Here is a 23,582-nt window from a genome sequence, read left to right on the forward strand (position 1 = left end):
ATGTGGTGTACGGCAATGTGATGTACAACGACGTGGTGGGCGCTGACATCCGCAGCGACGGCCAGTATGTGGTCGGCGTGCGTGCCGGTAGCGATACCTCCACGTCGGCTATCGGCCAGCTCAACACCCAGGTCAACGGCCAGTACGGCTACCTGACCATCGATGCCCAAGGCAACGCCGAGTACCACTCCAACCCCAACGTCACCTCGCCGCGGGATGCCGTCGATACCTTCGTCTATACCATTCGCGACGCCGATGGCGACGAAAGCACCACGACCATAACCATCAATGTGCATAGTTCGTTGATGACCTGCGCGGACCACGACGTCACGGTCTACGAGAAAGCTCTGGACCTGCACAAGGACGGTGGCGACCTGGCCGCCGGCACTGTGACTGGCAGTGACCCAGCATCGCACCAGGAAACGGCCTCTGGCACCCTGGCCGGCTCGACCAGTGGCGGGGTCGGCGCACTGACCTACACCTTGGTCGGCAATGCTGTCGGCCAGTACGGTCAGATCCTGCTGAACGCTGATGGCTCCTACACCTACACCCTGACCTCGCCAGCGAACTCGCCGACCCATGCCAACGACGGCGCCAATACCGTGACTGAAACCTTCACCTACCAGGTGCAGGATTCTCAGGGTAATTCGACCACCAGCACGATCGTCATCAGCATCGTCGACGATGTACCGACGGCTAACGCCGATTTCGTCAGTGTCGCCAAAGGTGATGTGGTCAGCGGCAATGTCATGTACAACGATGTGGTCGGTGCCGACACCCTGAGCGATGGCAAGTACGTGGTAGGCGTGCGCGCTGGCAACGATACCTCAAGCTCTGCGCTCGGCCAGCTCGACAGTCAGGTGCATGGCCAGTACGGCTATCTGATCATCGATGCCCAAGGCAATGCCGAGTACCACTCCAATCCCGATGCCGTAGCGCCGCGGGATGCGCTGGATACTTTCGTCTACACCGTTCGTGATGCCGACGGCGACGAGAGCACCACGACCATCACCATCAATGTGCACAACCCTTCACTGCAGCCATGTGGTGACGGGGGCGTCAAGGTCTACGAAAACGCGCTGGACCTGCATCGGGATGGCCACGACCTGGCTGCTGGAACTGTCACCGGCAGCCACCCCGAGTCGACCCGCGAGACCGCTTCCGGCAGCCTGGTCGGCCAGGTCGCAGGAGGCGTGGGGGCGTTGACCTACACCTTGGTCGGTGATGCCGTTGGCCAATACGGCCAGTTGCTCCTCAATGCTGATGGTTCATATACCTACACCCTTACCTCGCCGGCGAACTCGCCGAACCATGCCAACGACGGCGCCAATACCGTCACCGAATCCTTCACCTACCGGGTGCAGGACACGGTGGGCAACTGGACCACCAGCAGCGTCAGCATCACCATCGTCGATGACGTCCCGCAAGCCCATTACGATTTCGTCAGCGTGGGCAAGGGCGACATCGTGCGCGGCAACGTGATGTATAACGATGTGGTGGGGGCCGATACCTCGAGTGACGGCGCCTATGTGATTGGCGTGCGCGCGGGGCATGACACCTCCACCTCTGCCAGCGGCCAGCTCGACAGCCATGTGTATGGGCAGTACGGCTACCTGACCCTCGATGCCAAGGGCAACGCCGAGTATCACTCCAACCCCAATGCCGTAGCGCCGCGGGATGCGCTCGACACCTTTGTTTACACCATTCGCGATGCCGACGGCGACGAAAGTACCGCTACCGTGACCATCAACGTACATGACCAGTCGCTTCAACCCTGTGGCGACGGTGGGGTCACGGTTTACGAAAAAGCGCTTGACCTGACCAAGGATGGCCACGACCTGGCGGCAGGGAGTGTCAACGGCAGTGAGTCTTGCTCGACTGCCGAAACGGCTGTCGGCAGCCTGGTCGGACAGGTCGGTGGCGGCGTCGGTGCTTTGACCTACAGCCTGATAGGCAATGGCATAGGCGAGTACGGTCAGATCCACCTGAACGCAGACGGCTCCTACACCTACACCCTGACTTCGCCAGCGAATTCGCCGACCCATGCCAACGATGGTGCCAATACCGTCGGTGAGTCGTTTACTTACAGGGTCGAGGATACGCAAGGTAACTGGACCACCAGCAGTGTCACCATCACTATCGTGGATGACGTGCCGCAGGCCCATTGCGATTTTGTAAGTGTCAGCAAAGGTGAGGAGGTGCGTGGCAATGTCCTGTCCAACGATGTGATCGGCGCTGACGTGCCGGGCGATTGCGGCTACGTGGTGGGCGTACGCGCTGGCGATGACACCTGCACCTCGGCTATAGGTCAGCTCGGCAGCCAGGTGGTTGGCCAGTATGGTTACCTCATACTGGACGCCAGGGGGAATGCGGTTTACCACTCCGACCCGAGCGTCGTGGCACCGCGGGATGCAACCGACACCTTCGTCTACACCATTCGTGATGCTGACGGTGACGAAAGCACCGCGACCATCACGATCAACGTGCACGACAATTCGATAGCCGAATGTGGCGCCGGGTACGTCAGGGGGCAGGAGCAACGGGTTGTCGATCGCAGCGCGTTCACCCTCGATACCAGCAGCATGACCGCGGCGCTGGTGGTGCTCGGCTACCTGGGCGCGTCCGGCATGGTCAACGCCCAAGGCAATGCCGAAGAAGTGATCAATGTCACCCTGCGCAAAGGTGAAGCCCTGCAACTGAATCACACGCCCGATGGCGGCGACCTGGCAATGCAGTGGAAGGATGCCGGTGGCAGCTACCAGGCCATCGCCTCAGGCGACAGCTTCACTGCCAGCCATGACGGGGTGTACAGCATTCACCTCAGCGACCCGTTGGGTGCAGGCAAAGGCAGCGAGAGCTACACACTTAACATGGTCCTCGACTACGCCAATGCGCAGGACGCGGCCCCGCTCACGGGCGCTGGCAGTGAGCACTTCACTGCTGGAGTCATCGACATTGCGTCGCTTGAAGCGCATGCCGCCGCTGCCCAGGGGGCGAGCGCTACGGCTGACTATGCTCAAGCCGAGGGCGCGGTCACCGTCGACCTCAGCCTTGAAGGGCCGCAGGACACAGGAGGTGCGGGCGTTGAAACCTTGAGTGGCATTTACAACCTGATCGGCTCGGACTTTGGCGACACCTTGATCGGCAACAGTGCCGACAACGTGCTCAACGGCGGTGCAGGCAATGATGTGCTCACAGGGGGAGGCGGCAATGACATTTTGACCGGTGGCAATGGCAGCGACACGTTCGTATGGCAGAAGAACGACAGCGGCCATGACACGCTCAACGATTTCACCCCAGGCAGCGACAAGCTCGACCTGTCGCAGCTGTTGCAGGGTGAACACGCCACGGCGGCGTCCCTGGATGACTACCTGCACTTCAAGGTCAGTGGCGCCGGGGCGACTGTGGTATCGACCATCGAAGTGAGCAGCGTGGCGGGGGCGGCGCCGACGCAGACGATCGACCTGGCCGGCGTTGACCTCGCGCAGCACTACGGTGTGACGGCAGGGGCGGGCGGGGTGATATCGGCGGGGCCGGATACGGCGACCATCATCAACGGGATGATCGATGATCATTCGTTGAAGGTGGACACGGTGTGAGCTGCGCGGCCTGCAAGTTTGCTTGAAGCTTGTGGCGCTATCTCCGGATTGCCGGCGATAGCGCCAGAGCCGGCTGCGCTGTTCAGCCTGGCCGGTGCAATGTCTTCTGCTTGAGGATGTACAGGCTCACAAGCACCGCACTGGTCAGCATGAATGCCCGTGCCCAGAACAGGGGCACCAGGTAGCAGGACAGGCCGATGCTCGCCCACATCAGGCCGATGGCGTATACCTTGCCCTTCAAGGGGATACCTTCACCGCTCAGGTAGTCGCGGATCCACGGCCCCAGTGTGGGGTGGTTGACCAGCCAGTGATGAAAGCGTGGCGAGCTGCGGGCGAAGCAGGCCGCCGCCAGCAGCAGAAAAGGGGTGGTGGGCAACACCGGCAGGAAGATCCCCAGCACCCCCAGCGCGACGCTGAGCCAGCCTATGGCCAGCAGCAGGTAGCGCACAGCCGACTCAGTGGTGGCGTGGCTTGAGCAGCGCAGGCTTCTCGTCAGGCGCGTGCAGCAGCAGGAACAACGCGCTCAGCGCCTCTGGGATCTGCACGATCATGTCGTCCTGCAGGTTGGCATTGCTGGCGATGTCGGCGAATTCCGGTTGTTCGTCGAACAGGCCGGAACCGACCATGATCGGCAGCAGCATCTCGCTGACTTCTTCTTCGGCGTTCTCGAACCAGGCCTCTTCACGCAGGAAAACGCCTTCCATGAAGCCGATGCACCAGCCGCGCAGGTCGGAGTCGTCCGGCTCGTCGGTCAGGTCCAGGTCGCACGGCAGGTCGAATTCTTCATCGCTGGCCAGTTGACGGGCGATGTGGCCCTTCAGTGCCACCAGGGTAGCTTCGATCTCGGTGCGCTGGGCATCGCTGGCGTAATGGGGCTCTTCGGCGAACAGCGCGTCGATCCATTCACGCTCGGGGACGTCTTCCGAGCAGATCGACAGCGCGGTCAGGTAGCCGTGGGCGGCGACGTAGTCCAGCGCTTCTTCGTGCAGCTCGTCGGCGTCGAGGAAGGCTTGCAGGCGGGTCAGTTGCTCGGCGAAGGACATTACAGGGCTACCTTGGGGAATAAACGATATTGAATTCTAGCACCTTGCGGCGATGGCGGGGCAAAGGGAACGTCTGTCACCGGGCATCCTGCACAGGCTGGCACTGGGGTATACTTCGCGGTTTTTCACCCAGGAGCGGGTTTCCCCGGCCTCTGGCAAAAGCCGCTTACGCATTTGGCGTGTGCGGAGCGGGTTTTTCGTCCAGCCTGTGTCCAGGATGGTACGGCGATTTGTGGAGTTGCACATGCTCGAACAGGCTCAGCGCGTTCTCAAGGATATCTTCGGTTACGACAGTTTCCGTGGGCGCCAGGCAGCAATCATCGAATGCGTGGCCAATGGCGGCGATGCCCTGGTGCTGATGCCCACCGGTGGCGGCAAGTCGCTGTGTTTTCAGGTACCGGGGCTGTTGCGCCCGGGCCTGACCGTGGTGGTGTCGCCGCTGATCGCGCTGATGGACGATCAGGTCGCTACTCTCGATGAACTCGGGGTCGCGGCTGCGGCCCTGAACTCTACCCTCAGTGCGGAACAACAGCGTGATCTCGCCGGGCGCCTGCGCCGCGGTGAAGTGAAGATGCTTTACCTGGCGCCTGAGCGCCTGGTGCAGCCGCGGATGCTGGATTTCCTTCGCGGTCTGGACGTTTCCCTGTTCGCCATCGACGAGGCCCACTGCGTTTCGCAATGGGGCCACGATTTCCGCCCGGAGTACTTGCAACTGGGCCAGTTGGCCGAGCTGTTCCCGCATGTGCCGCGCATCGCCCTGACCGCCACCGCCGACATGCGTACCCGCGAGGAAATCGTCCAGCGCCTGCACCTGCAGGGCGCCGAACGCTTCCTGTCGAGCTTCGATCGGCCAAATATCTTCTACCGCATCGTGCCCAAGGAGTCGCCGCGCAAGCAGTTGATGGCCTTCCTCGGCGAGCGCCGCGGCAACGCCGGTATCGTCTACTGCCTGTCACGCAAGAAGGTCGATGAGACCGCTGCCTACCTGTGCGACCAAGGCTTCCCGGCGTTGCCGTACCACGCCGGCCTGGCTGCTGAAACCCGTTCGGCCAACCAGCACCGCTTCCTCAACGAGGAAGGGCTGATCATGGTCGCCACCATCGCCTTCGGCATGGGCATCGACAAGCCCAACGTACGCTTCGTCGCCCACCTCGACCTGCCCAAGTCGCTCGAGGCCTATTACCAGGAGACGGGGCGTGCCGGCCGCGATGGCCTGCCGTCCGATGCCTGGATGGCCTACGGCCTGCAGGACATGGTGATGCTCAAACAGATGCTGCAGAACTCCGATGGGGACGAGCGCCACAAGCGCGTTGAGCAACACAAGCTCGACGCCATGCTTGCACTGTGCGAGGAAACCCGTTGTCGCCGCCAGGCGTTGCTGGCCTATTTCGATGAAGTACTCGAACAGCCCTGCGGGCATTGCGACAACTGCGTCGACCAGATCCAGACCTGGGATGCCACCGAGCCTGCGCGCCAGGCCCTGTCGGCGGTGTTCCGTACCGGCCAGCGTTACGGTGTCGGCCACCTGATCGATGTGCTGCTGGGCAAGGATACCGAGAAGGTGCGCAATTTCGGTCACGAGAAACTCTCGGTGTTTGGTGTTGGCAAGGCGATGGCCGAGGTTGAATGGCGTTCGCTGTTCCGCCAGTTGGTGGCGCGCGGCCTGGTCGACATCGATCTGGAAGGCTACGGTGGCCTGCGCCTGTCCGACAGCTGCAGGCCGCTGCTGCGCGGCGAAGTGACCTTACAGTTGCGTCGCGACCTCAAGCCGCAGACAGTGGCTAAAACGGCCTCCGGCGGCGGCAGCCCGGCCAGCCAGCTGGTGCGCGCCGAAGAGCGCGAACTGTGGGAAGCGCTGCGCACGTTGCGTCGCAAACTGGCCGAAGAGCACAGCGTGCCGCCTTATGTCATCTTCCCGGACTCCACGCTGCTGGAGATGCTGCGCAGCCAGCCGGCCAGCCTCAGCGACATGGCTCAGGTCAGCGGCGTGGGGGCGCGCAAGCTGGAGCGCTACGGCCAGGCCTTCCTCGAAGTGCTCAATGACGCCGGTGGCACCACCGAGGCGCCCAAGGTGGTACTCGATCTGCGCCACGAACTGGTCAGCCTGGCCCGTGCCGGCATGACCCCGGCGCAAATCGCCGGCCAGCTCAATTGCAGCGAAAAGAACGTCTACAGCCTGCTGGCCGAGGCTATTGGTCGCCAGGAACTGAGCCTGGACCAGGCACTGGACCTGCCTGAAGACTTGATGATGGAAGTGCAGGATGCCTTCCTTGATGGCGAAGGCGAGCTGCCACCTGTCTCGGCCATTGCTCCGCTGTTCGGCGCGCGCATACCCGAGGGTGTGCTGTACTGCGTGCGCGCTGCGCTGGCTGCGGAATTTGAGCTTTGACGATGGAAGACATTTCGGACATCCGCTGATCAATGTCATCCTTTTTGACGATTTTCAGGCGTTTGCGGGTAGGGCAGTCTTGCCTGATGGCCCGGGGCATGGTTAGCTGACTAATAATTAGTTCTAGTCAATGAGTTGTTTATGCCCCTGACCGACAACCAACACCGTTTCGGCATGCAGCTGGCCCAGATGTCCCGTGGCTGGCGTGCCGAACTGGATCGCCGCCTGGCCGGGCTCAACCTGTCCCAGGCGCGCTGGCTGGTGTTGCTGCACCTGGCTCGTTTTGAAGAAGCGCCGACCCAGCGCGAGCTGGCGCAAAGTGTAGGCGTTGAAGGCCCGACCTTGGCGCGTCTGCTAGACAGCCTGGAAAGCCAGGGCCTGGTTCGACGCCAGGCGGTGCTTGAGGACCGGCGGGCGAAGAAAATCCAGTTGTGTCCTCCGGCCAAGCCGCTGATCGAGCAGATCGAAACTATCGCCAATGCCTTGCGCCTGGAATTGTTCACCGGAGTTGATGAGGCTGACCTGGATGTGTGCATGCGGGTGCATGCGAAAATTTTGGCCAACCTGGAAAAATCCTGAGGCCCGGTTCGGGCTTAAAGCTCAGAATGTATTCCCCAGGTTCAAGTAGATTGCCTGCTCATCCGCACTGTTGGCTCCATAGCTGAGGCTCAACGGCCCGAGTGGCGTGTCTAGGCCCAGGAAGATACTGGCGGCATTGATGTAGCCACTGTCGAACTCGTTGTCGTTGTTCCACGCCCGTCCGCGCTCCAGTGACCCGCCTATGTAAAGCGGGAAGTCCAGCGGCAGATAGGAACGCGGCGTGAGGCGGCGGTAATAGACCATGCGCAGCAGGCTCACGTTCTGCCCTGATACCGAGTCCTGGCGGAACCCGGACAGTTGGCGCGCCCCGCCAAGCACAAAGCTCGACGTCACGACTTCGGTGTCGTCGAGCGTGCGTCCATACCCACCACCGAGCACCAGCGTGTTCGGCCCGCTGCTCAAAGCCTTGTCCAGATTGAACATCCACTGGCGATAGTCCGCGTCCGAGTCCAGCGATTTGTCGTATTTGCGCAGGGTCAGGCCTATATTCTCGCCACTGTGCGGGAAGTACACATTGTCGAGCGTGTCGAACGAGTATTTCAGCTCGTAGAAACCTTCGTTGAAACTGACCTTGGGCAGGTCCTGTTCACCAATGCGCACCTCGGCCTCGCCCCAAGCCTTGCCCGCACCCAGGCGCACTTCGCCATAGGTGCCGATCTGGCGGCCGACGTTGAGGCCGAAGCCATAGCGCTCGAGACGGTATTCGGCTACCGGATCGCTATCCAGGGTGGCTTCGATGTTCTGTGAGCCGAAGTCCAGATAAGGTGCGATGAAATAGCGTGAACCCACGTCAAGCGGCTGGTAGAACTCGCTGTAGAGCTCCTGCTTGTCACCGATCTGCGCGCGCGTCAGCCACTCGGCGCCCAACTGGTTGATACCATTGACCCGATAGCTGGCGCCCAGGTTGAAGGCGCTGTCCCCGCGCAGGTCGTCCGACAGGTTCAGGCCCAGGCGCAGGTAATCGGTGCCGCCGCGCTTGCCACGGGCGTTGATCACCAGAGTGTTGTCGTTGCCTTTATGGACCACGCGGTATTGCACACGGTCGAAGTAGTCCAGGCCATACAGGGTGCCCATGTCGGTTTGCAGGCGGTCGAGTTCCAGCGGCTCGCCGATCGGCTGGCGGATGTAATAGCGGATCACGTCATCGCTGACCTTGGAATCGTTCTCCACCTTGATGGCGGTGATCACCGGGGTGCGCTGGCGCGGTGAGCGTGCCATGGCCAGTTCGGCATCGCCTTCAGGCTGGCGCAGGGCAGCCAGGCGAGGGTCGAGCAGGCGGGTTGCACGGTAGCCGGCCTCGATCATGTCACGCGCGCGGCCGAAGTCGGTGACGCCGAACGCGGCCAGCTGTGGCTGGATGAGGATGTCATCCCTATGCAAACTGGCCAGTTGCTCTTCGGAATTGCGCCGGGTCATCAGGGTGATCGACTGGTTGAGTACATCCACCACCGTGGCCAGTTGCTTGCGGTCACGCAGCGGGGTGCCGATATCGACGACGATGGCCAGATCAACGCCCATGTCCCGGGCCACATCCACAGGTATGTTGTCGACCATGCCGCCATCCACCAGCAGGCGCCCTTCAAGCTCGACCGGGGCGAAGACCGCCGGGATCGACATGCTGGCGCGGATCACTTGGGGTAGGTGGCCGCGGCGGAATACCACCTTCTCGCCGCTGGCGATGTCGGTTGCCACGGCGCGGAACGGTATCGGCAACTTGTCGAAATCGCGGGTATCGGCAGTGTGGGCCAGCTTGCTTTCCAGCAGCAGTGCGAGGTTCTGGCCCTGAATCACCCCAAGTGGCAGGCCGAGGCTGCCGTCGTCTCGAAAACTCAGCTTCTGCTTGACCAGAAAGTCACGGTCATCCTGCTTGCGCCGGAAAGGCACGTCCTTGCGCGGTGGAGCATCTGACAACGCCTGCTGCCAGTCGAGCGTGGTGGCGAGCTTTTCCAGCTCATCGATGCTGTAGCCGGATGCATACAGGCCGCCAACCACGGCGCCCATGCTGGTGCCGGCGATGGCGTCGATGCGCACGCCCTGTTCCTCCAGGGCCTTGAGTACGCCGATGTGGGCCAGGCCACGGGCGGCGCCCCCGGAGAGTACCAGGCCGACCTTGGGGCGTGCCGCCTCGGCGAGCACGGTGAATGAGCTGAGCGTCAGTAAAAGGCAGAACAGCAGGCGGCGCATCTTGAGTCTCAAACAGGGGGCTAAAGACCGCTAGTATAAGCGGCCCCCACCTGGAGAAAGCGCACCATGGCCGACAACAAGCCGGAAATCGTCATCACATATTGCACGCAGTGCCAATGGCTGCTGCGCGCCGCCTGGCTGGCCCAGGAACTGCTCAGTACCTTCGCCGACGACCTGGCCCGGGTGGCACTGGAGCCCGCTACCGGCGGCACCTTCCGCATCACCTGCAATGGCGTGCAGATCTGGGAGCGCAAGGCTGACGGTGGTTTCCCCGAGGCCAAGGTGCTCAAGCAGCGTGTGCGTGACCAGATCGACCCGCAGCGCGACCTTGGGCACAACGATCGTTGATCAGGTGCCCTCGACCACGGTACGTGGTCTGGGCGGCTGCTCGGCGCCGAGGCGGCTGGAAAGCATGATGGCGAAGATGATCAGTGCGCCGCCCAGCAGCATGCGCAAGGTCGGCGTTTCGGCGAATACCACCCAGGCAACAGCGATGCCGTAGACCGGTTCCATGGCGAAAACCACTGCGGCAGTGCGCGCCTTGATCACTGCCAGGCTGGCGACGAAAAGGCTGTGGGCGACGCCCGTGCAGAAAACCCCTAGCAGGGCGATCCACAGCCAATCCATGGGCTTCACCGCGCCCAGACCATGCACAGCAAACGGCAGCAGGCACAGGCCGACCACGAGGTTTTGCCACAGCGCAGCCTGAACGGCGGGCAAACGCCCCGAGCCTGCCCGGTTGGTCAGCGACAACAGCGAGAACAGCAGGCCGGAAAGCAGGGCCCACAGCAGTCCGCCCGTGGCTTCGCTTGCTAGGTCGAATGAGGGCGTCACCAGAACCAGGCCGATGCTCACCAGCAATACCAGCAGTGCTTCGTTGCGGCGGATGCGTTCGCGGAACAGCAGCCCCTCGAGTATCACGGTAAATGCCGGGAAACTGGCGAAGCCGAGGGTGGCGATAGCCACGCCACCGACTTTGACGGCGATGAAGAAGCTGACCCAGTGGCCGGCCAGCAGCACACCGCCCAGCAAGAGGCGCTGTACGTCCTGGCTGCGCAGGCGCTGCCAGCCTGGGCCGGAGAGGCTGGCGAACAGCGCCAGGGCGAACACGGCAAAGGCGGCACGGCCGAAGACGATGATGGCCGGGCTGGCGCTGGCGGCCAGTTTGCCAAACACGCCGGTCAGGCCGAAGAACAGTGCGCCGATGTGCAGGGCGCCCAGGGCTGTACGCTGGTTCATGGTGGTCCTTTGAAATCCGTCTGGTCAGGCCCGGCCTTTTTGTGCGTTTACCCGAAGGGGCCGGGACAGGCACAGTGTAAAGCTACCCACAGACGCGGTCTGTCGCCACCCTAGCGTTCTTTGTCGCCAGATTCTCGTCGCAATGCACTCGGCATGCGCCCGAACATGCGCAACATCGCCGCTGAAAACGCACTTTGCGAGCTGTATCCCACCTGCGCGGCGATCTCGCCCATTGGCAGCAATGTCTGGGTAACCAGCTTGCGCGCTTTGAGCAGGCGCCGCTGGCGAATGTAATCCATAGGTGTCATGCCGCACTCGGCAGTAAATCGTGCATGCAACCGCGCAGTGGACAACCCGGCGATTCTCGCCAGGTCGGCCACTTGCAGCGGGTAGGCTGCGTGCTGATCGATGTGACCGTCGAAGGCAGCATAAGGCAGGCGATGGGTGGGTGTGATGTTGGCTGTCGGCGCCGGGTTGAGGCAGGCCAGCAGCAACGCTGCCCCTTGGCGGGCGATCAGCGGATCGTCCATCGGGCTTGCCGCGAGCCAGTCCACCAGATGCTGCTGGTGAGCGTCCAGGCCCATCGCGGCGGAGCGGTCCAGCAGACGGCGGCTGGCGTTGGCATGCTTGCCGAGTTGCTCGTCCAGCCAATGATCGCTCGGTAAATCGAGCACCAGGCAGTGGCTACCGGCATCGCTGCCACAGGTGTGATGGGCACCGGCCGGCACCACGATCAGGCTTTGACGGTCGATCTTTGCCCCATGCCCTTGCACCTCGAAGTCCAGCCGGCCGCGCAGGCCGAATACCAGCTGTGGGTGGTCGTGGCTGTGCGCGATCACGTCGTCGCGGTAGTGGCGAAGGGAAAGGATCGGGCCGGCGGTCATGGTGAGTCCTCGCAGGGCAGAGCGCCATTGTGCCGTATTCCTGGCTGGCCAGCACCGATCACATCGCTGCCACCAGCCTGTCATGTGCGGATGCCAGTCTCCAGCAAACAGCGCCGGAGCCCGCCCATGACCCATGCCGAACTCTCTCGCCCGTCACGCAAGCAGCGCGTACGCACCCTGTGGATATCTGACGTGCATCTGGGCACCCGCGACTGTCAGGCCGAACACCTGTCGCGCTTTCTCAAAGGCTACCAGGCCGACCGTATCTATCTGGTCGGCGACATCATCGATGGCTGGAAGCTGCGCGGCGGTATCTACTGGCCGCAGGCCCACACCAACGTGATCCGCCGTTTGTTGACCATGAGCAAACGTGGCACCGAGGTGATCTACGTGACGGGCAACCATGATGAGTTCCTGCGGCGCTACTCCAGGCTGATTCTGGGCAACATCCAGTTAGTGGACGAGGCCGAGCATCTCACCGCTGATGGTCGTCGGCTGTTAGTGATCCATGGTGACCAGTTCGATGTGATTACCCGTTATCACCGCTGGCTGGCTTTTCTCGGTGACCGTGCCTACGAATTCACGCTGGTCCTCAACCGCTGGCTCAACCACTGGCGGGCCCGCTACGGTTATGGTTATTGGTCGCTTTCGGCCTACCTCAAACACAAGGTCAAAGGCGCGGTGAACTTCATCAGTGATTTCGAGGATGCCATTGTTCATGAATGCACCCGTCGCGGCTTTCATGGGGTGGTATGCGGCCATATCCATCATGCCGAAATCCGCAAGGTCGGGGATGTGGATTACCTCAACTGTGGCGATTGGGTGGAGTCCTGCACTGCGCTGATCGAGCATTGGGATGGCAGTATCGAGCTGTTCCGGCTGGCCGACGCACAGCTACGGCAGGCAGAGGGCGTTGCGGGGTTGCGCGAACCTGCGTGACAGGCGCCCGAGAAACTATAGGCTGATCCTGCCCAGCAGAATGTCGCGGAACATGGCGAAATCGCCAATCAGGCTGTATAGCGGATGCTTGAAGGTTGCCGGGCGGTTTTTTTCGAAAAAGAAGTGCCCGACCCAGGCAAACCCATATCCGAACAGCGGCACAGCCAGTAGCAGCAGCCATTTGCCGCTGCCGATCGTGTACGCCAGCAGGGCGATCACCAGGCTGGTACCGACAAAGTGCAGGCGCCGGCAGGTGGGGTTGCTGTGCTCCCCCAGGTAATAAGGGTAGAACTCGGCAAAACTGCGAAACTGCGCTGTGCTGTTCATGAGCAGTGCTCCAGGATTGACACTTTTTGACAGGATACACGGCGTGGAGCCTGAATCGAGTCTAGAGTCATTGGCGGAGCCTACCAGTGACAATAGGCGCCAAATGAGTATCCTTGAGGTTAACCGCATGAAGCGGTCAGGATAAGAAGCCTGTCATGAGTGAGAGAACCACGTCAGCCAGCTGGGCATCAGGGATTGTGAAGGCGCTCGAGCTGGAAGGGCTCGACTGCCCGGCCATGTTCGAGCAACTCGGCCTGGATTTCGCTGCCCTCGACGACCCCGATGCGCGGTTCCCTCAGGATTCCATGACCCGCCTTTGGCAACTGGCTGTAGAACTGTCGGGCAATGAAGCGATCGGCCTGAACATGGCGCGGGTGGTCAGGCCGGCTTCGTTCCATGTGGTGGGCTACGCCTTGATGTCCAGCCGCACCCTGGCCGAAGGTTTCGAGCGCCTGGTGCGCTACCAGCGCATCATCGCTGAAAGCTCCGACCTGAGCTTCCGCCTGGGGCCTGAGGGGTATTCGCTGATACTCACCGTACACGGTGATCACCTGCCACCGACACGGCACAGTGCAGAGGCTTCGCTGGCCTGTGCGCTTGCGCTGTGCAAGTGGCTAAGCGGGCGGCCCATCCAGCCGCGGCGGGTGCTGATCCAAGGGCCTCAACCCAAGAACGTCGAGCCCTACAAGGTGGCTTTCCATTCCCCGCTGGTGTTCGGTGCGCCGCACGACGCGCTGGTGTTCGAGCGCGCCGACATGGAAGCTGCGCTACCTACCGCCAATGAGGCCATGGCCATTCTGCACGACCGGTTTGCCGGGGAATACCTGGCACGCTTTTCTGAAAGCCGGGTGACCCACCGGGTGCGCCAGGTGCTTTGCCGCATTCTGCCTCAGGGCGAACCCAAGCGGGAAACCCTGGCCCAGGCGCTGCACCTGTCCCAGCGCACCCTGCAGCGCCGCCTGCAGGAAGAGGGCACCAGCTTTCAGGCTTTGCTGGACGACACCCGTCGTGAGCTGGCAGAGCAGTACCTCGCCCAGCCCGGCATGACCTTGCTGGAAACCGCCTACCTGTTGGGGTTCGCTGACCCGAGCAACTTCTACCGGGCCTTCCGCCGCTGGTTCGACGTCACCCCCAGCGAGTATCGCGCCCGTCTGGGTGCGGACCCCGAGGTGGTCAGTGACGCCAGAACGCCGGCATGCACAGCACCAGCACCGTGATGATCTCCAGGCGGCCGAGCAGCATGCCGCCAGCAAGAATCCACTTGGCCGCGTCCGGCAGCATGGCGTAGTTGCCTGCCGGGCCTATCACTTCACCCAGGCCCGGGCCAACGCCCGAAACGGTTGCGGCGGCGCCGGTCAGAGCGGTCATCCAGTCCACGCCCAGTAGCGACAGTAGCAACGCCATGACGCAGATGGTGATCGCGAAGAAGAACGAGAAGGTCAGGATCGAACGTACGATCTCTTCGTCCAGGCGATGGCCGTTGTATTTCTGTTTGATCACGGCGCGTGGGTGAATCAACTGGTTGAGGCTGGCCTTGAGCAGGATGTAGGCCACCTGGAAGCGGAAGATCTTGATACCGCCGGCGGTCGAACCAGAGCAGCCACCGACGAAGCCCAGGTAGAAGAACAGCATTAGCGAAAAATTGCCCCACAGGCTGTAGTCGCCCAGCGCGAAACCGGTGGTGGTGATCACCGAGGTCACGTTGAACGCCACGTGGCGCAAGGCATCGAGCCAGTGCAGGTTGGTAGTGGCCCAGTACCAGGTACCCAGCACCAGCCAGGTGACCACCAGCAAGCCAAGCAGCCCCTGGACCTGCTGGTCGCGAATCAGCGCCTTGCGGTTGCCGCGCAGGGTGGCTACGTACAAGGCGAATGGCAGGCTGCCAAGAATCATTACAACCACCGCGACCCAGTGCACGGCAGGGATGTCCCATTTGGCGAGGGACTGGTCGGAGGTCGAGAACCCCCCGGTGGAAATGGCTGACATGGCGTGGTTGATGGCGTCGAACGGCTTCATGCCGGCCCACCAGAAGGCCAGGGCGCCCAGCACCGAGAAGCAGACGTACACCCCGACGATCGACTTGGCGACCATGTGCGAGCGCGGCATGACCTTCTCCGAGCGGTCGGACGACTCGGTCTGGAACAGGCGCATGCCACCGATGCGCAGCAGCGGCAGGATCGCCACCGCCATGGCGATGAAGCCGATACCGCCGAGCCAGTGCAGCATCGAGCGCCACATCAGGATGCCCGGCGACATGGTGTCCAGCCCGCTGAGCACGGTGGCACCGGTGGCAGTGATGCCGGACATGCTTTCGAAGAAGGCGTCGGTGTAGCTGATGTGCTGGGTGAGCAGAAAGGGCAGGGCGGCGAACACGCCTACCACCAGCCAGCTGCTGACGGTCAGCAGGTACATGTCGCGCGGGCGCAGGTGCACATGCTCCGGGCGGCCCTGGACGATCAGAAGCAAGCCAGCGACGAAGGTGATCAGGCTTGACCAGAGGAACGATGGCATGTCGCCGGTACGTTCGAAGATCACCAGCGTCGCCATGGGTACGACCATGCTGACCGCCAGGGTGATCAGGAAGATGCCGATGATGAAACCAATGATCCTTAAGGTCGGCAACGCCATGTGATCTGCTCTGACTCTGAACGGAAGGGCGCCATTCTACCTATGGGTCTGGCAGCTGCAAGCTGCAAGCTACAAGCTAGAAAAAATGGCAGTGTGCACCGGGCGGCTTCTGCTTGCAGCTTGCAGCTTGGCGCTTGCAGCTTGAGAATGGCCGCACATTCAACTGCCAGGAGGGTAGCCGATGGAGGCTCTCGACGCATTGCTCAACCGTGTATCCGTGCCACGCCTGACTGAACCTGCGCCAAATGCCGCTCAGCGCGAGGCGCTGTTCCAGGCTGCGCTGCGCGCGCCTGATCACGGCCAGCTGCGGCCATGGCGCTTTCTGACCATCGAAGGCCAGGGCCGCGAGAAGCTCGGGGAACTGTTTGCCGAAGCGGTGCAGAACAAGGGCGATGCCACTCAGGCTGCGCTGGACAAGGCCCGCGCCATGCCGTTGCGTGCGCCGCTACTGATCGTGGTGATCGCCAAGCTGCAGGACCACTTCAAGGTGCCGATGTCGGAGCAGCGCCTGGCGGCAGGCTGTGCGGCGCATGGCATCCTGATAGCCGCACATGCCCAAGGTATCGGCGCAGTGTGGCGTACCGGCGACATGGCTTTCGATGCCCATGTGCACAAGGGCTTGGGGCTGGGCGAGAACGAGGAGTTGATCGGCTACCTGTATGTCGGCACGCCGATGGCCGAGCCGCGTACTGCGCCGGTCCTGCAAACCGCCGAGTTCGTCAGCGCCTGGGGCGAATGACGCCAGGGGCCGCTGTACGCCCCAATCGCCGGCAAGCCGGCTCCCACAAGTGTCGAAAAATGCTGAAACCTGTGGTGATTCTGTAGGAGCCGGCTTGCCGGCGATTGGGCTGCAGCGCAGCCCCCTCGAATTCAACTGCCAATCTCCACTGCCAGCGGCAAATCCAGCCGGGCGACAAATCCACCCTGTGGGTGGTTCTCCAGTACCAGACTCCCGCCATGGCGCTCTGCCGCCTTGCGCGCAATCGCCAGCCCCAGGCCATGCCCCGGTGCTTCCTGCCCGGGGGCACGGAAGAACGGCTCACCCAGCTGCGCCAGGTGCTCCGGCGACACCCCCGGCCCATGGTCACGCACGCTCACGACGATGCGCCCCTGCTCACGCCCGGCGCGTACCTCGATTGGCTGCCCCTGAGGATTGAACCGCAAGGCGTTGCGCAGCAGGTTGTCAACGGCACGTTCGATCAGCGTCGGCCAGCCTTGCAAGGTCAAGCCCGGTTGCGCCTCCAGCCGAACGTCCTGCTCCGGTGCGCTTAGCTGTGCGTCCTTGCGCACGCTGCCCAGCAGGGCGTTGAGGTCGACCGTTTCGGCGTGAGACTGTTCGGCATCGACCCGGGCCAGCGTCAGAATTTCGCTGATCAGGTCTTCCAGCCGATCACATTCGCGGGTCAGACGCGGCCACAAGGCTTGGCGCTGCTCGGCTTCTGCCCGTTCGGCGAGCGCCAGGGCAATGCGCAGGCGCGCCAGCGGTGAGCGCAGTTCGTGGGAAACGTCGCGCAGCAACTGGCGCTGGCTGCCGATCAGGCTCTGCAAGCGGGCCCCCATCTTGTTGAAGTCCTTGGCCAGCACGCCGAACTCATCGCGCCGTGCAGCCAGGCGCGCCAGGCTGTTTTGCTGGTAGCTGGCTTGGCCAAGATCGTGTACCGCACTGCGCAGGCGGCTCAGCGGGCGGGTGATGGACAGGGTCACCAGCAGGCTGAACAGGGTCAGTACCACCAAGGCTATGCCTAGGGCACTCAATGGCCAGAGCAGACTTTCGCGGTGCCAGGCGTCCAGTTCCGGGTGCGGAATACGGTAGATAAGCAGGTAGGTCTCACCGCTTTCGGGGCTGGTGTACTCCTCGGTCAGGCGACGCCACGGTAGGCGCCGCTCGTCATTGTGCTGGCGCGCCTCGAAGGCTGCGGCGCGGCGCGGGAAGGTGCCAGGTACCACGGCTTCGCCACTGTCGTCGAGCACCTGTACGTCGATCTTGAAACGCTGCTTGCGACGTTCGAGGAAATGCTGGGCCGACTCCAGGCCTTCGTGTTCATAGTGCTTGACCCAACGGCTGGCGAGCGTGCTGAGACCGGGGTGGCGGCTGAGTATCCAGGCATCCTGGTTGAGCATATGGCCCAGCAGGATCGACAGGCCTGCGACCAGGGTGATAGCCAGCCAGAAACTGGCCAGGATGCGCCAGAACAGAGAACGCAAGAGCACCTCCTAAACGGGAAAAGCCCGGCCCGCTTGTGGGCGGGCCGGGCATTGGTGGGACAGCTTACTGGGCCTTGCCGGCTTTTTCAGCTTTCCAGGCCTGGAATTCCTTCCATTCAGCCTTGCGTGCTTCACGCGCTTTTTGCAGTTCGTCGAACTTCTTCTGCTGCTCTGGCTTGAGCAGGGCGCGGACCTGGCTGTCGGTCTTGTCGTGGCTGGCCTTCAGTTCGTCCTTCATGGCCTTCTGGTCCGCTGCCGGCAGTTTGGCCAGGTAGCGTTCGGTAATGTCGTGGCGGTTTTTCATCTGCTCGCCCATCAGCTTGCCAATCTGCTGGCGCTGGTCGCGGCTCAGGTCCAGTTGGGCGAAAGGCGCGTTACCGCGATGATGCGGGCCGTCGTGACGCGGGCCACCTTCTGGCATGGCCATGGCCACGGTCGGCAGGGCAGCGGCGAACATCAGGGCGATCAAGGTCTTGCGCATGGTGTCTCTCCTGTCATGGGCCGGTGGTTACCGGATGAGCTCAGTCTAGGGAGATCAAGGTCAAGCGCAGTCAGCGAACGGTAAAGGCTGGGTAAAGAAAGCGCTGCGAGCTGCGAGCTTCAAGCAAGAGCGCGCTTGGCTGTTTCTTGCCGCTGCTCCTGCCTACAGACTGTAGTAGTAGCCGCGGCTACGCAGTGCGACGATGCGCGGGCGGCCGTCGGCGTGCGGGCCGATCTTCTTGCGCAGGTTGCTGACGTGCATGTCCAGGCTGCGATCGTAAAGGGTCAGCTTGCGGCCCAGGCCGATCTGCGCAAGCTCCTGCTTGTCCAGCGGCTCGCCTGGCTGGCGCAGCAGAGCTTCGAGGATACGGCTTTCAGACAAGGTAAGGGTCATCTCGCGGCCATCGATGCTGACCACGCCGCGCACGGGGCTGAAGGCCAGGTCGCCGATCTCGACCTGTGTAGTGGTAGCGGTCGGGTGGCTGCGGCGTAGCACCGCGCGCAGGCGGGCGGTCAGTTCACGCGGGTCGCAGGGCTTGGCCAGGTAATCATCAGCGCCCAGTTCCAGGCCGAGAATGCGGTCCAGGGGCTCGCCGCGGGCCGACAACATCAGCACCGGCAGTTCTGCGTGGTCGCTGCGCAATTGTTTGAGCAGCTCAAGGCCGCTACCGTCAGGCAGCATCACGTCCAGTACCACAGCTGCCGGTGCATGCTCGGCCAGCGCCCGGCGCGCGCTTTGGCCATCATGGCAGGCACGGACGGCAAAACCTTCCTGGGTCAGCCAGCTGCCGAGCAGCTCGCAGAGTTCCTGGTCATCATCAATCAGTAACAGCTCGCTCATGACTCACTCAATTCAAATCGACGGCGTCTGACGCGCTCGCCAGTGGCAAAGATACCGCAGACGCCGACAATTTATCGATCAGGGCAAGACTTGCTTGAAAGGTTTTACGATGACCTGGTCGTAAACGCCCGCTGCAATGTACGGGTCGGCATCGGCCCAGGCCTGGGCAGCGCTGAGGGAATCGAACTCAGCGACGATCAGGCTGCCGCTGAAACCGGCTTCGCCCGGGTCGTTGCTGTCGATGGCCGGGTGCGGGCCGGCCAGTACCACGCGGCCTTCGCTTTGCAGCTGCTTCAGGCGCTCGATATGCGCCGGGCGCGCGGCCAGGCGTTTTTCCAGGGAATTTGCGACGTCGCTGGCAATGATGGCGTAAAGCATGTCAATCCTTGGGTTTGGAGGTAGAAGGGTCGTCGTGCAGATGGCGCGACAGGTACACGCCCTGCGCCACCAGGAATATCACGGTCATGCCCAGGCTGCCGAAGACTTTGAAGTCGACCCAGAATTCCTGGAAGGTGAAGGCCACAAACAGGTTGGCCGCGCCACAGAACAGGAAAAATGCGATCCAGGCCAGGTTCAGTCGGGTCCAGATGGCATCGGGCAAGGTCAGGGCGTGGCCCATGATGCGCTTGATCAGCACCCGGTCCCCGATGAAGTGGCTGCCGGCAAAGCCCAGGGCGAACAGCCAGTTGACCACCGGTGCCTTCCACTTGAGGAAGGTTTCGCTGTGGAAGGTCAGGGTCAGGCCGCCGAATACCAGGCAGGCGACCAGCGTCAGCCATTGGCCTTTCTCCAGCTTGCGCTGGCGCAGGAACAGCGCGCCATATACCACCAGCGAACTGATGATCAGCATTGCCGTGGCGCTGTAGATGCCGCCGAATTCGAAGCTGTGCCCGGCAACTTCCATGGGGCGAGGGTCGAGTTTGTAGACGATGAAGAACAGTAGCAGCGGGATGAAATCGATGAATTGTTTCACAATGGCAGCCAGAATCGGGATGTGGCGGCATAATAACAAACATCGAATCCAGCGGTAGCGCTCCTCTATGAATGTTGATCTGCACTGTCACAGCACGGCCTCCGACGGCGCCCTGGCGCCCGCGGTCCTGGTCGCCCGGGCCCAAGAGCACGGGGTGCAGACGTTGGCACTGACCGACCATGACACCCTTGAAGGCCTGCCCGAGGCCCGCCAGGCCTGCGTCGAACGGGGTATGCGCTGGGTCAGCGGGGTGGAACTTTCGTGCACGTGGGGGGGCGCGACCATCCATGTACTGGGGTATGACTTCCCGCTTGAAGCCCCGCCGCTGCTCGAAGCGATCGAATCCCTGCACCGTGGACGCTGGCTGCGCGCCGAGGAAATCGACAAACGGCTAGCGGCCAAGGGCATGCGAGGTACCCTTGAGGGTGCCCGCGCCGTGCAGCAGGAGTTGGGCGACAGCGGTAACGCGCCGGCACGGCCGCATTTTGCCGAGCACCTGGTGCGTGCAGGCCACGTCAAAGACCGTGGTGAAGCGTTTCGCAAGTGGTTGGGGGCCGGCAAGCTGGGTGACGTCAAGCTGCATTGGCCGACGCTTGAGGAAACCGTTGCAACATTGCGCCAGTCCAATGCCTGGGTGAGCCTGGCCCATCCGATGCACTACGATCTGACCCGCAGCAAGCGCAGGCGCCTGATTGCCGACTATATTCAGGCAGGTGGGCAGGCGCTTGAAGTGGTCAATGGGATGATGCCTGCCGAGCAGGTGGGCACGATGTCCATCCTCACTCGTGAGTTCGGCCTGCTGGCAAGCGCTGGCAGCGATTTCCACGGCCCCGGCACCTGGGGCGAGATCGGTGCCTACCGGCCATTGCCTGAGGATCTGCCACCTCTGTGGCGCCGATTCAGCCATGAACAACCTATGGCGATATGAACAGGAAGACTTCGTGAGCCAATTTTTCCAGATTCATCCGGAGAACCCCCAGCCGCGGCTGATTCGCCAGGCGGTGGAAATCATCCGCAAGGGCGGTGTGGTCGTCTATCCGACCGACTCGGCCTACGCACTGGGATGCCAGATCGGTGACAAGGCAGCGATCGAACGGGTTCGGCGTCTGCGTGGGTTGGACAAGACCCACAATTTCACCCTGATGTGCTGCGACATGTCGCAGCTGGGCCTTTACGCCAAGGTTGACACCGGCACCTTCCGTTTGCTCAAGGCCCACGTACCCGGCCCCTACACGTTCATCCTCAATGGCACCCGTGAGGTGCCGCGGCTGTTGCTGCACGAGAAGCGTCGCACCATAGGCCTGCGGGTTCCGGATCATGGCATCACCCTGGCCCTGCTGGCAGAGCTGGGTGAGCCGCTGATGAGCGTGAGCCTGATCCTGCCCGGTGATAGCGAGCCCATGACCGACCCCTATGAAATCCGCGAGCGCCTGGAACATCACGTGGACCTGGTCATTGACGGCGGTTTCGGCGACCTCAAGGCCTCGACCATCATCGACCTGTCCGGCGACGAGCCCGAAGTGATCCGCGAAGGCTGCGGCGACCCCTCGCCATTTCTGGTCAACGCGTGAGTCAGGTGGAGATACCCGAGGCTGCGGCCATCGAAGCCGAACTGCCTCAACAATTGCAGTTGGCCCTGGTTTACGGCGAAGCCCTGACCGAGATGCCGGTGGACCTGTACATTCCGCCGGACGCGCTGGAGGTCATCCTCGAGGCCTTCGAAGGCCCACTCGACCTGCTGCTTTACCTGATCCGCAAGCAGAACATCGACATTCTCGACATCCCCGTGGCGGAGATCACCCGCCAGTACATGGGGTACGTCGAGTTGATGAAAAGCGTGCGCCTGGAGTTGGCCGCCGAATACCTGGTGATGGCTGCCATGCTTGCCGAGATCAAGTCGCGCATGTTGCTGCCACGCTCCGCCGAGGTCGAGGAGGAGGAAGGCGACCCGCGTGCCGAACTGATCCGGCGCTTGCAGGAGTACGAGCGTTTCAAGGCTGCGGCCGAAGGCATCGATGAACTGCCGCGGGTTGGCCGTGACGTCGTGGTGCCGCGCCTTGAGGCGCCCCAGGCCAAGGTGCGCAAGCTGTTGCCCCAGGTCAGCCTGGAAGAGTTGCTGGTTTCCATGGCCGAGGTCATGCGCCGCAACGACCTGTTCGAAAGCCACCAGATCACCCGTGAGACGCTGTCTACCCGCGAGCGCATGAGCGAAGTGCTGGCGCGCCTCAAGGGCGGTGGCTTCGTGCCTTTCGTCGAGCTGTTTACGGCTGAGGAAGGCAAGCTGGGGGTGGTGGTCACCTTCATGGCAATTCTTGAGTTGGTGAAGGAATCGCTGATCGAACTGGTGCAGAATGAGCCTTTCGCCGCGATCCATGTCCGGGTGCGTGCCGAGTCTGTCGAAGAACCTGATGAATCTGAATGAACCCCGCGACCTGGCGTCGCTGATCGAGGCGTTTCTGCTCGCCTCAGGCAAGCCGCAATCTCTTGAACGGCTGTACGAGCTGTTCGAGGAGGCCGAGCGCCCTGAGCCGAAGGTATTCAAGAAAGCCTTGGACGTGCTCGGCAAATCCTGCAGTGGTCGGGCCTTCGAACTCAAGGAAGTGGCCAGCGGCTATCGCCTGCAGATTCGCGACAATTTCGCGCCGTGGGTGGGCCGCCTGTGGGAAGAACGCCCGCAGCGCTATTCCCGTGCGCTGCTCGAAACCATGGCCTTGATCGCCTACCGCCAGCCCATCACCCGCGGCGAGATCGAGGACGTGCGGGGTGTTGCGGTCAACAGCAACATCATCAAGACCCTGATGGAGCGTGAATGGATCCGGGTGGTTGGCCACCGCGAGGTCCCTGGGCGGCCGGCGATGTTCGCCACCACCAAGTCGTTTCTCGATCATTTCAACCTCAAGAGTCTGGACGAGTTGCCGGCCTTGGCCGAGCTGCGCGAAATGGAGCCGGAGCCGTTGCTGGACCCAGATGATGCACCGGTGCCGGCGCATTTGCAGGCGTTGGCCGATGCCAGCCTGGCCGATGAGGAGGCGCTTGCCGAACCTAAGGAGGAGACGAGCTTTCGTAGCCTGCTGGTGGAGCTGGATGCGATGGAGGAGGGGCTCAAGACCGATTTCGATGATTTGCCAGAGGAAGAGGCGGCAGAGCCTGAGGTCTTGGTTGAGGACCACGGCAAGCTGCAGCCATGAGTCTTGTGCTCCGAGATTGCAGGCGCTGCGCGGTCTGGTGGGGCTTGCCGGCGATGAGGCCGG

The 23,582-nt window shown here is 62.5% G+C and carries 23 protein-coding genes; 11 read left to right on the forward strand and 12 right to left on the reverse strand.

Features of this window, described 5'->3' with window-relative positions; all coding sequences use genetic code 11:
• The coding region (locus ACW4TB_RS26510) for an Ig-like domain-containing protein (RefSeq protein WP_455828689.1) at positions 1 to 3,599 on the forward strand (3,599 nt) is incomplete at its 5' end.
• 82 nt (positions 3,600 to 3,681) lie between these two features.
• On the opposite strand, the gene ACW4TB_RS26515 is transcribed toward ACW4TB_RS26510, so the two are convergent.
• Entirely contained in the window at positions 3,682 to 4,047 is a 366-nt protein-coding gene (locus ACW4TB_RS26515; protein WP_012315633.1) for a YbaN family protein, read from the reverse strand.
• Positions 4,048 to 4,054: 7 nt separating this feature from the next.
• Positions 4,055 to 4,642, reverse strand: coding sequence for a YecA/YgfB family protein (locus tag ACW4TB_RS26520; RefSeq protein ID WP_012315632.1), 588 nt, complete (start codon positions 4,640 to 4,642; stop codon positions 4,055 to 4,057).
• Between the two features lie 244 nt (positions 4,643 to 4,886).
• Between ACW4TB_RS26520 and recQ the strand changes: the two genes are divergently transcribed.
• Both recQ and ACW4TB_RS26530 read left to right on the forward strand, forming a co-directional pair.
• The gene (recQ, locus tag ACW4TB_RS26525; RefSeq protein ID WP_012315631.1) at positions 4,887 to 7,031 is read left to right on the forward strand and encodes a DNA helicase RecQ; all 2,145 of its coding nucleotides are present in this window, start codon (positions 4,887 to 4,889) and stop codon (positions 7,029 to 7,031) included.
• A 141-nt stretch (positions 7,032 to 7,172) separates the two neighbouring features.
• Positions 7,173 to 7,610 carry a MarR family transcriptional regulator gene (locus tag ACW4TB_RS26530; RefSeq protein ID WP_012315630.1) on the forward strand — a complete coding sequence of 146 codons (438 nt, stop codon included), beginning with the start codon at positions 7,173 to 7,175 and terminating at the stop codon, positions 7,608 to 7,610.
• Between the two features lie 21 nt (positions 7,611 to 7,631).
• Here the strand turns inward: ACW4TB_RS26530 and ACW4TB_RS26535 are convergent, their stop codons facing one another.
• Positions 7,632 to 9,815, reverse strand: a complete 2,184-nt coding sequence (locus ACW4TB_RS26535) for a patatin-like phospholipase family protein (protein ID WP_279929750.1) — start codon at positions 9,813 to 9,815, stop codon at positions 7,632 to 7,634.
• A gap of 66 nt (positions 9,816 to 9,881) precedes the next feature.
• On the opposite strand from ACW4TB_RS26535, the gene ACW4TB_RS26540 reads away from it, so the two are divergent.
• Positions 9,882 to 10,163 (forward strand): SelT/SelW/SelH family protein, encoded by a 282-nt coding sequence (locus ACW4TB_RS26540; RefSeq protein WP_125924520.1) that lies wholly within the window; start codon positions 9,882 to 9,884, stop codon positions 10,161 to 10,163.
• Here the strand turns inward: ACW4TB_RS26540 and ACW4TB_RS26545 are convergent, their stop codons facing one another.
• Positions 10,164 to 11,054, reverse strand: a complete 891-nt coding sequence (locus ACW4TB_RS26545) for a DMT family transporter (RefSeq protein ID WP_279929753.1) — start codon at positions 11,052 to 11,054, stop codon at positions 10,164 to 10,166. It lies immediately after the preceding gene.
• A 110-nt stretch (positions 11,055 to 11,164) separates the two neighbouring features.
• Positions 11,165 to 11,938 (reverse strand): helix-turn-helix transcriptional regulator, encoded by a 774-nt coding sequence (locus ACW4TB_RS26550; protein WP_012315626.1) that lies wholly within the window; start codon positions 11,936 to 11,938, stop codon positions 11,165 to 11,167.
• A 126-nt stretch (positions 11,939 to 12,064) separates the two neighbouring features.
• Here ACW4TB_RS26550 and ACW4TB_RS26555 point away from each other — a divergent pair, with 126 nt between their 5' ends.
• A complete protein-coding gene (locus ACW4TB_RS26555) occupies positions 12,065 to 12,877 on the forward strand; it encodes a UDP-2,3-diacylglucosamine diphosphatase (protein WP_279929756.1) in 813 nt (270 codons plus the stop codon).
• A gap of 15 nt (positions 12,878 to 12,892) precedes the next feature.
• On the opposite strand, the gene ACW4TB_RS26560 is transcribed toward ACW4TB_RS26555, so the two are convergent.
• Complete coding sequence (locus ACW4TB_RS26560) at positions 12,893 to 13,204, reverse strand: DUF962 domain-containing protein (protein WP_008091834.1); 312 nt, start codon at positions 13,202 to 13,204, stop codon at positions 12,893 to 12,895.
• A 155-nt stretch (positions 13,205 to 13,359) separates the two neighbouring features.
• On the opposite strand from ACW4TB_RS26560, the gene ACW4TB_RS26565 reads away from it, so the two are divergent.
• Complete coding sequence (locus ACW4TB_RS26565; RefSeq protein ID WP_012315624.1) at positions 13,360 to 14,421, forward strand: AraC family transcriptional regulator; 1,062 nt, start codon at positions 13,360 to 13,362, stop codon at positions 14,419 to 14,421.
• Here the strand turns inward: ACW4TB_RS26565 and ACW4TB_RS26570 are convergent.
• A complete protein-coding gene (locus ACW4TB_RS26570; RefSeq protein ID WP_012315623.1) occupies positions 14,378 to 15,832 on the reverse strand; it encodes a TrkH family potassium uptake protein in 1,455 nt (484 codons plus the stop codon). The genes ACW4TB_RS26565 and ACW4TB_RS26570 overlap by 44 nt on opposite strands.
• A 181-nt stretch (positions 15,833 to 16,013) precedes the next feature.
• Here ACW4TB_RS26570 and ACW4TB_RS26575 point away from each other — a divergent pair, with 181 nt between their 5' ends.
• Positions 16,014 to 16,571, forward strand: a complete 558-nt coding sequence (locus tag ACW4TB_RS26575) for an NAD(P)H nitroreductase (protein ID WP_012315622.1) — start codon at positions 16,014 to 16,016, stop codon at positions 16,569 to 16,571.
• Between the two features lie 131 nt (positions 16,572 to 16,702).
• Here the strand turns inward: ACW4TB_RS26575 and ACW4TB_RS26580 are convergent, their stop codons facing one another.
• The 5 genes from ACW4TB_RS26580 to ACW4TB_RS26600 form a co-directional block, all read right to left on the reverse strand.
• Positions 16,703 to 18,037: a sensor histidine kinase gene (locus tag ACW4TB_RS26580; RefSeq protein ID WP_455843117.1), complete on the reverse strand. Its 1,335-nt coding sequence runs from the start codon at positions 18,035 to 18,037 to the stop codon at positions 16,703 to 16,705.
• Positions 18,038 to 18,101: 64 nt separating this feature from the next.
• Entirely contained in the window at positions 18,102 to 18,518 is a 417-nt protein-coding gene (locus ACW4TB_RS26585; RefSeq protein WP_254466250.1) for a Spy/CpxP family protein refolding chaperone, read from the reverse strand.
• A gap of 162 nt (positions 18,519 to 18,680) precedes the next feature.
• A complete protein-coding gene (locus ACW4TB_RS26590) occupies positions 18,681 to 19,358 on the reverse strand; it encodes a response regulator transcription factor (RefSeq protein ID WP_012315619.1) in 678 nt (225 codons plus the stop codon).
• Positions 19,359 to 19,436: 78 nt separating this feature from the next.
• Positions 19,437 to 19,736, reverse strand: coding sequence for a YciI family protein (locus ACW4TB_RS26595; protein WP_039604111.1), 300 nt, complete (start codon positions 19,734 to 19,736; stop codon positions 19,437 to 19,439).
• 1 nt (position 19,737) lies between these two features.
• Complete coding sequence (locus tag ACW4TB_RS26600; RefSeq protein ID WP_042111648.1) at positions 19,738 to 20,331, reverse strand: septation protein A; 594 nt, start codon at positions 20,329 to 20,331, stop codon at positions 19,738 to 19,740.
• Positions 20,332 to 20,398: 67 nt separating this feature from the next.
• On the opposite strand from ACW4TB_RS26600, the gene ACW4TB_RS26605 reads away from it, so the two are divergent.
• Genes ACW4TB_RS26605 through scpB form a run of 4 tightly spaced genes read left to right on the forward strand, consistent with a single transcriptional unit; the run spans position 20,399 to position 23,519 of the window.
• On the forward strand, positions 20,399 to 21,259 hold the full coding sequence (locus ACW4TB_RS26605) for a PHP domain-containing protein (protein ID WP_012315616.1): 861 nt from the start codon (positions 20,399 to 20,401) through the stop codon (positions 21,257 to 21,259).
• Positions 21,260 to 21,272: 13 nt separating this feature from the next.
• The gene (locus tag ACW4TB_RS26610; RefSeq protein WP_042111646.1) at positions 21,273 to 21,902 is read left to right on the forward strand and encodes an L-threonylcarbamoyladenylate synthase; all 630 of its coding nucleotides are present in this window, start codon (positions 21,273 to 21,275) and stop codon (positions 21,900 to 21,902) included.
• Between the two features lie 5 nt (positions 21,903 to 21,907).
• The gene (locus ACW4TB_RS26615; protein WP_455843118.1) at positions 21,908 to 22,753 is read left to right on the forward strand and encodes a segregation and condensation protein A; all 846 of its coding nucleotides are present in this window, start codon (positions 21,908 to 21,910) and stop codon (positions 22,751 to 22,753) included.
• Complete coding sequence (scpB, locus tag ACW4TB_RS26620) at positions 22,740 to 23,519, forward strand: SMC-Scp complex subunit ScpB (protein ID WP_279929765.1); 780 nt, start codon at positions 22,740 to 22,742, stop codon at positions 23,517 to 23,519. The genes ACW4TB_RS26615 and scpB overlap by 14 nt, the downstream gene beginning before the upstream one ends.
• Positions 23,520 to 23,582 lie beyond the last annotated feature (63 nt).

This window comes from Lelliottia jeotgali (assembly GCF_977070485.1).

What these genes read in the sequence shown, in the direction of transcription:
- ACW4TB_RS26570 (WP_012315623.1), bottom strand. Translation starts at nt 15,832, where the DNA reads ATGGCGTTGCCGACCTTAAGGATCATTGGTTTCATCATCGGCATCTTC.
- ACW4TB_RS26550 (WP_012315626.1), bottom strand. Translation starts at nt 11,938, where the DNA reads ATGACCGCCGGCCCGATCCTTTCCCTTCGCCACTACCGCGACGACGTG.
- ACW4TB_RS26520 (WP_012315632.1), bottom strand. Translation starts at nt 4,642, where the DNA reads ATGTCCTTCGCCGAGCAACTGACCCGCCTGCAAGCCTTCCTCGACGCC.
- ACW4TB_RS26605 (WP_012315616.1), top strand. Translation starts at nt 20,399, where the DNA reads ATGAATGTTGATCTGCACTGTCACAGCACGGCCTCCGACGGCGCCCTG.
- ACW4TB_RS26590 (WP_012315619.1), bottom strand. Translation starts at nt 19,358, where the DNA reads ATGAGCGAGCTGTTACTGATTGATGATGACCAGGAACTCTGCGAGCTG.
- ACW4TB_RS26595 (WP_039604111.1), bottom strand. Translation starts at nt 19,736, where the DNA reads ATGCTTTACGCCATCATTGCCAGCGACGTCGCAAATTCCCTGGAAAAA.
- scpB (WP_279929765.1), top strand. Translation starts at nt 22,740, where the DNA reads ATGAATCTGAATGAACCCCGCGACCTGGCGTCGCTGATCGAGGCGTTT.
- ACW4TB_RS26575 (WP_012315622.1), top strand. Translation starts at nt 16,014, where the DNA reads ATGGAGGCTCTCGACGCATTGCTCAACCGTGTATCCGTGCCACGCCTG.
- ACW4TB_RS26545 (WP_279929753.1), bottom strand. Translation starts at nt 11,054, where the DNA reads ATGAACCAGCGTACAGCCCTGGGCGCCCTGCACATCGGCGCACTGTTC.
- ACW4TB_RS26560 (WP_008091834.1), bottom strand. Translation starts at nt 13,204, where the DNA reads ATGAACAGCACAGCGCAGTTTCGCAGTTTTGCCGAGTTCTACCCTTAT.
- recQ (WP_012315631.1), top strand. Translation starts at nt 4,887, where the DNA reads ATGCTCGAACAGGCTCAGCGCGTTCTCAAGGATATCTTCGGTTACGAC.
- ACW4TB_RS26535 (WP_279929750.1), bottom strand. Translation starts at nt 9,815, where the DNA reads ATGCGCCGCCTGCTGTTCTGCCTTTTACTGACGCTCAGCTCATTCACC.
- ACW4TB_RS26540 (WP_125924520.1), top strand. Translation starts at nt 9,882, where the DNA reads ATGGCCGACAACAAGCCGGAAATCGTCATCACATATTGCACGCAGTGC.
- ACW4TB_RS26555 (WP_279929756.1), top strand. Translation starts at nt 12,065, where the DNA reads ATGACCCATGCCGAACTCTCTCGCCCGTCACGCAAGCAGCGCGTACGC.
- ACW4TB_RS26565 (WP_012315624.1), top strand. Translation starts at nt 13,360, where the DNA reads ATGAGTGAGAGAACCACGTCAGCCAGCTGGGCATCAGGGATTGTGAAG.
- ACW4TB_RS26530 (WP_012315630.1), top strand. Translation starts at nt 7,173, where the DNA reads ATGCCCCTGACCGACAACCAACACCGTTTCGGCATGCAGCTGGCCCAG.
- ACW4TB_RS26585 (WP_254466250.1), bottom strand. Translation starts at nt 18,518, where the DNA reads ATGCGCAAGACCTTGATCGCCCTGATGTTCGCCGCTGCCCTGCCGACC.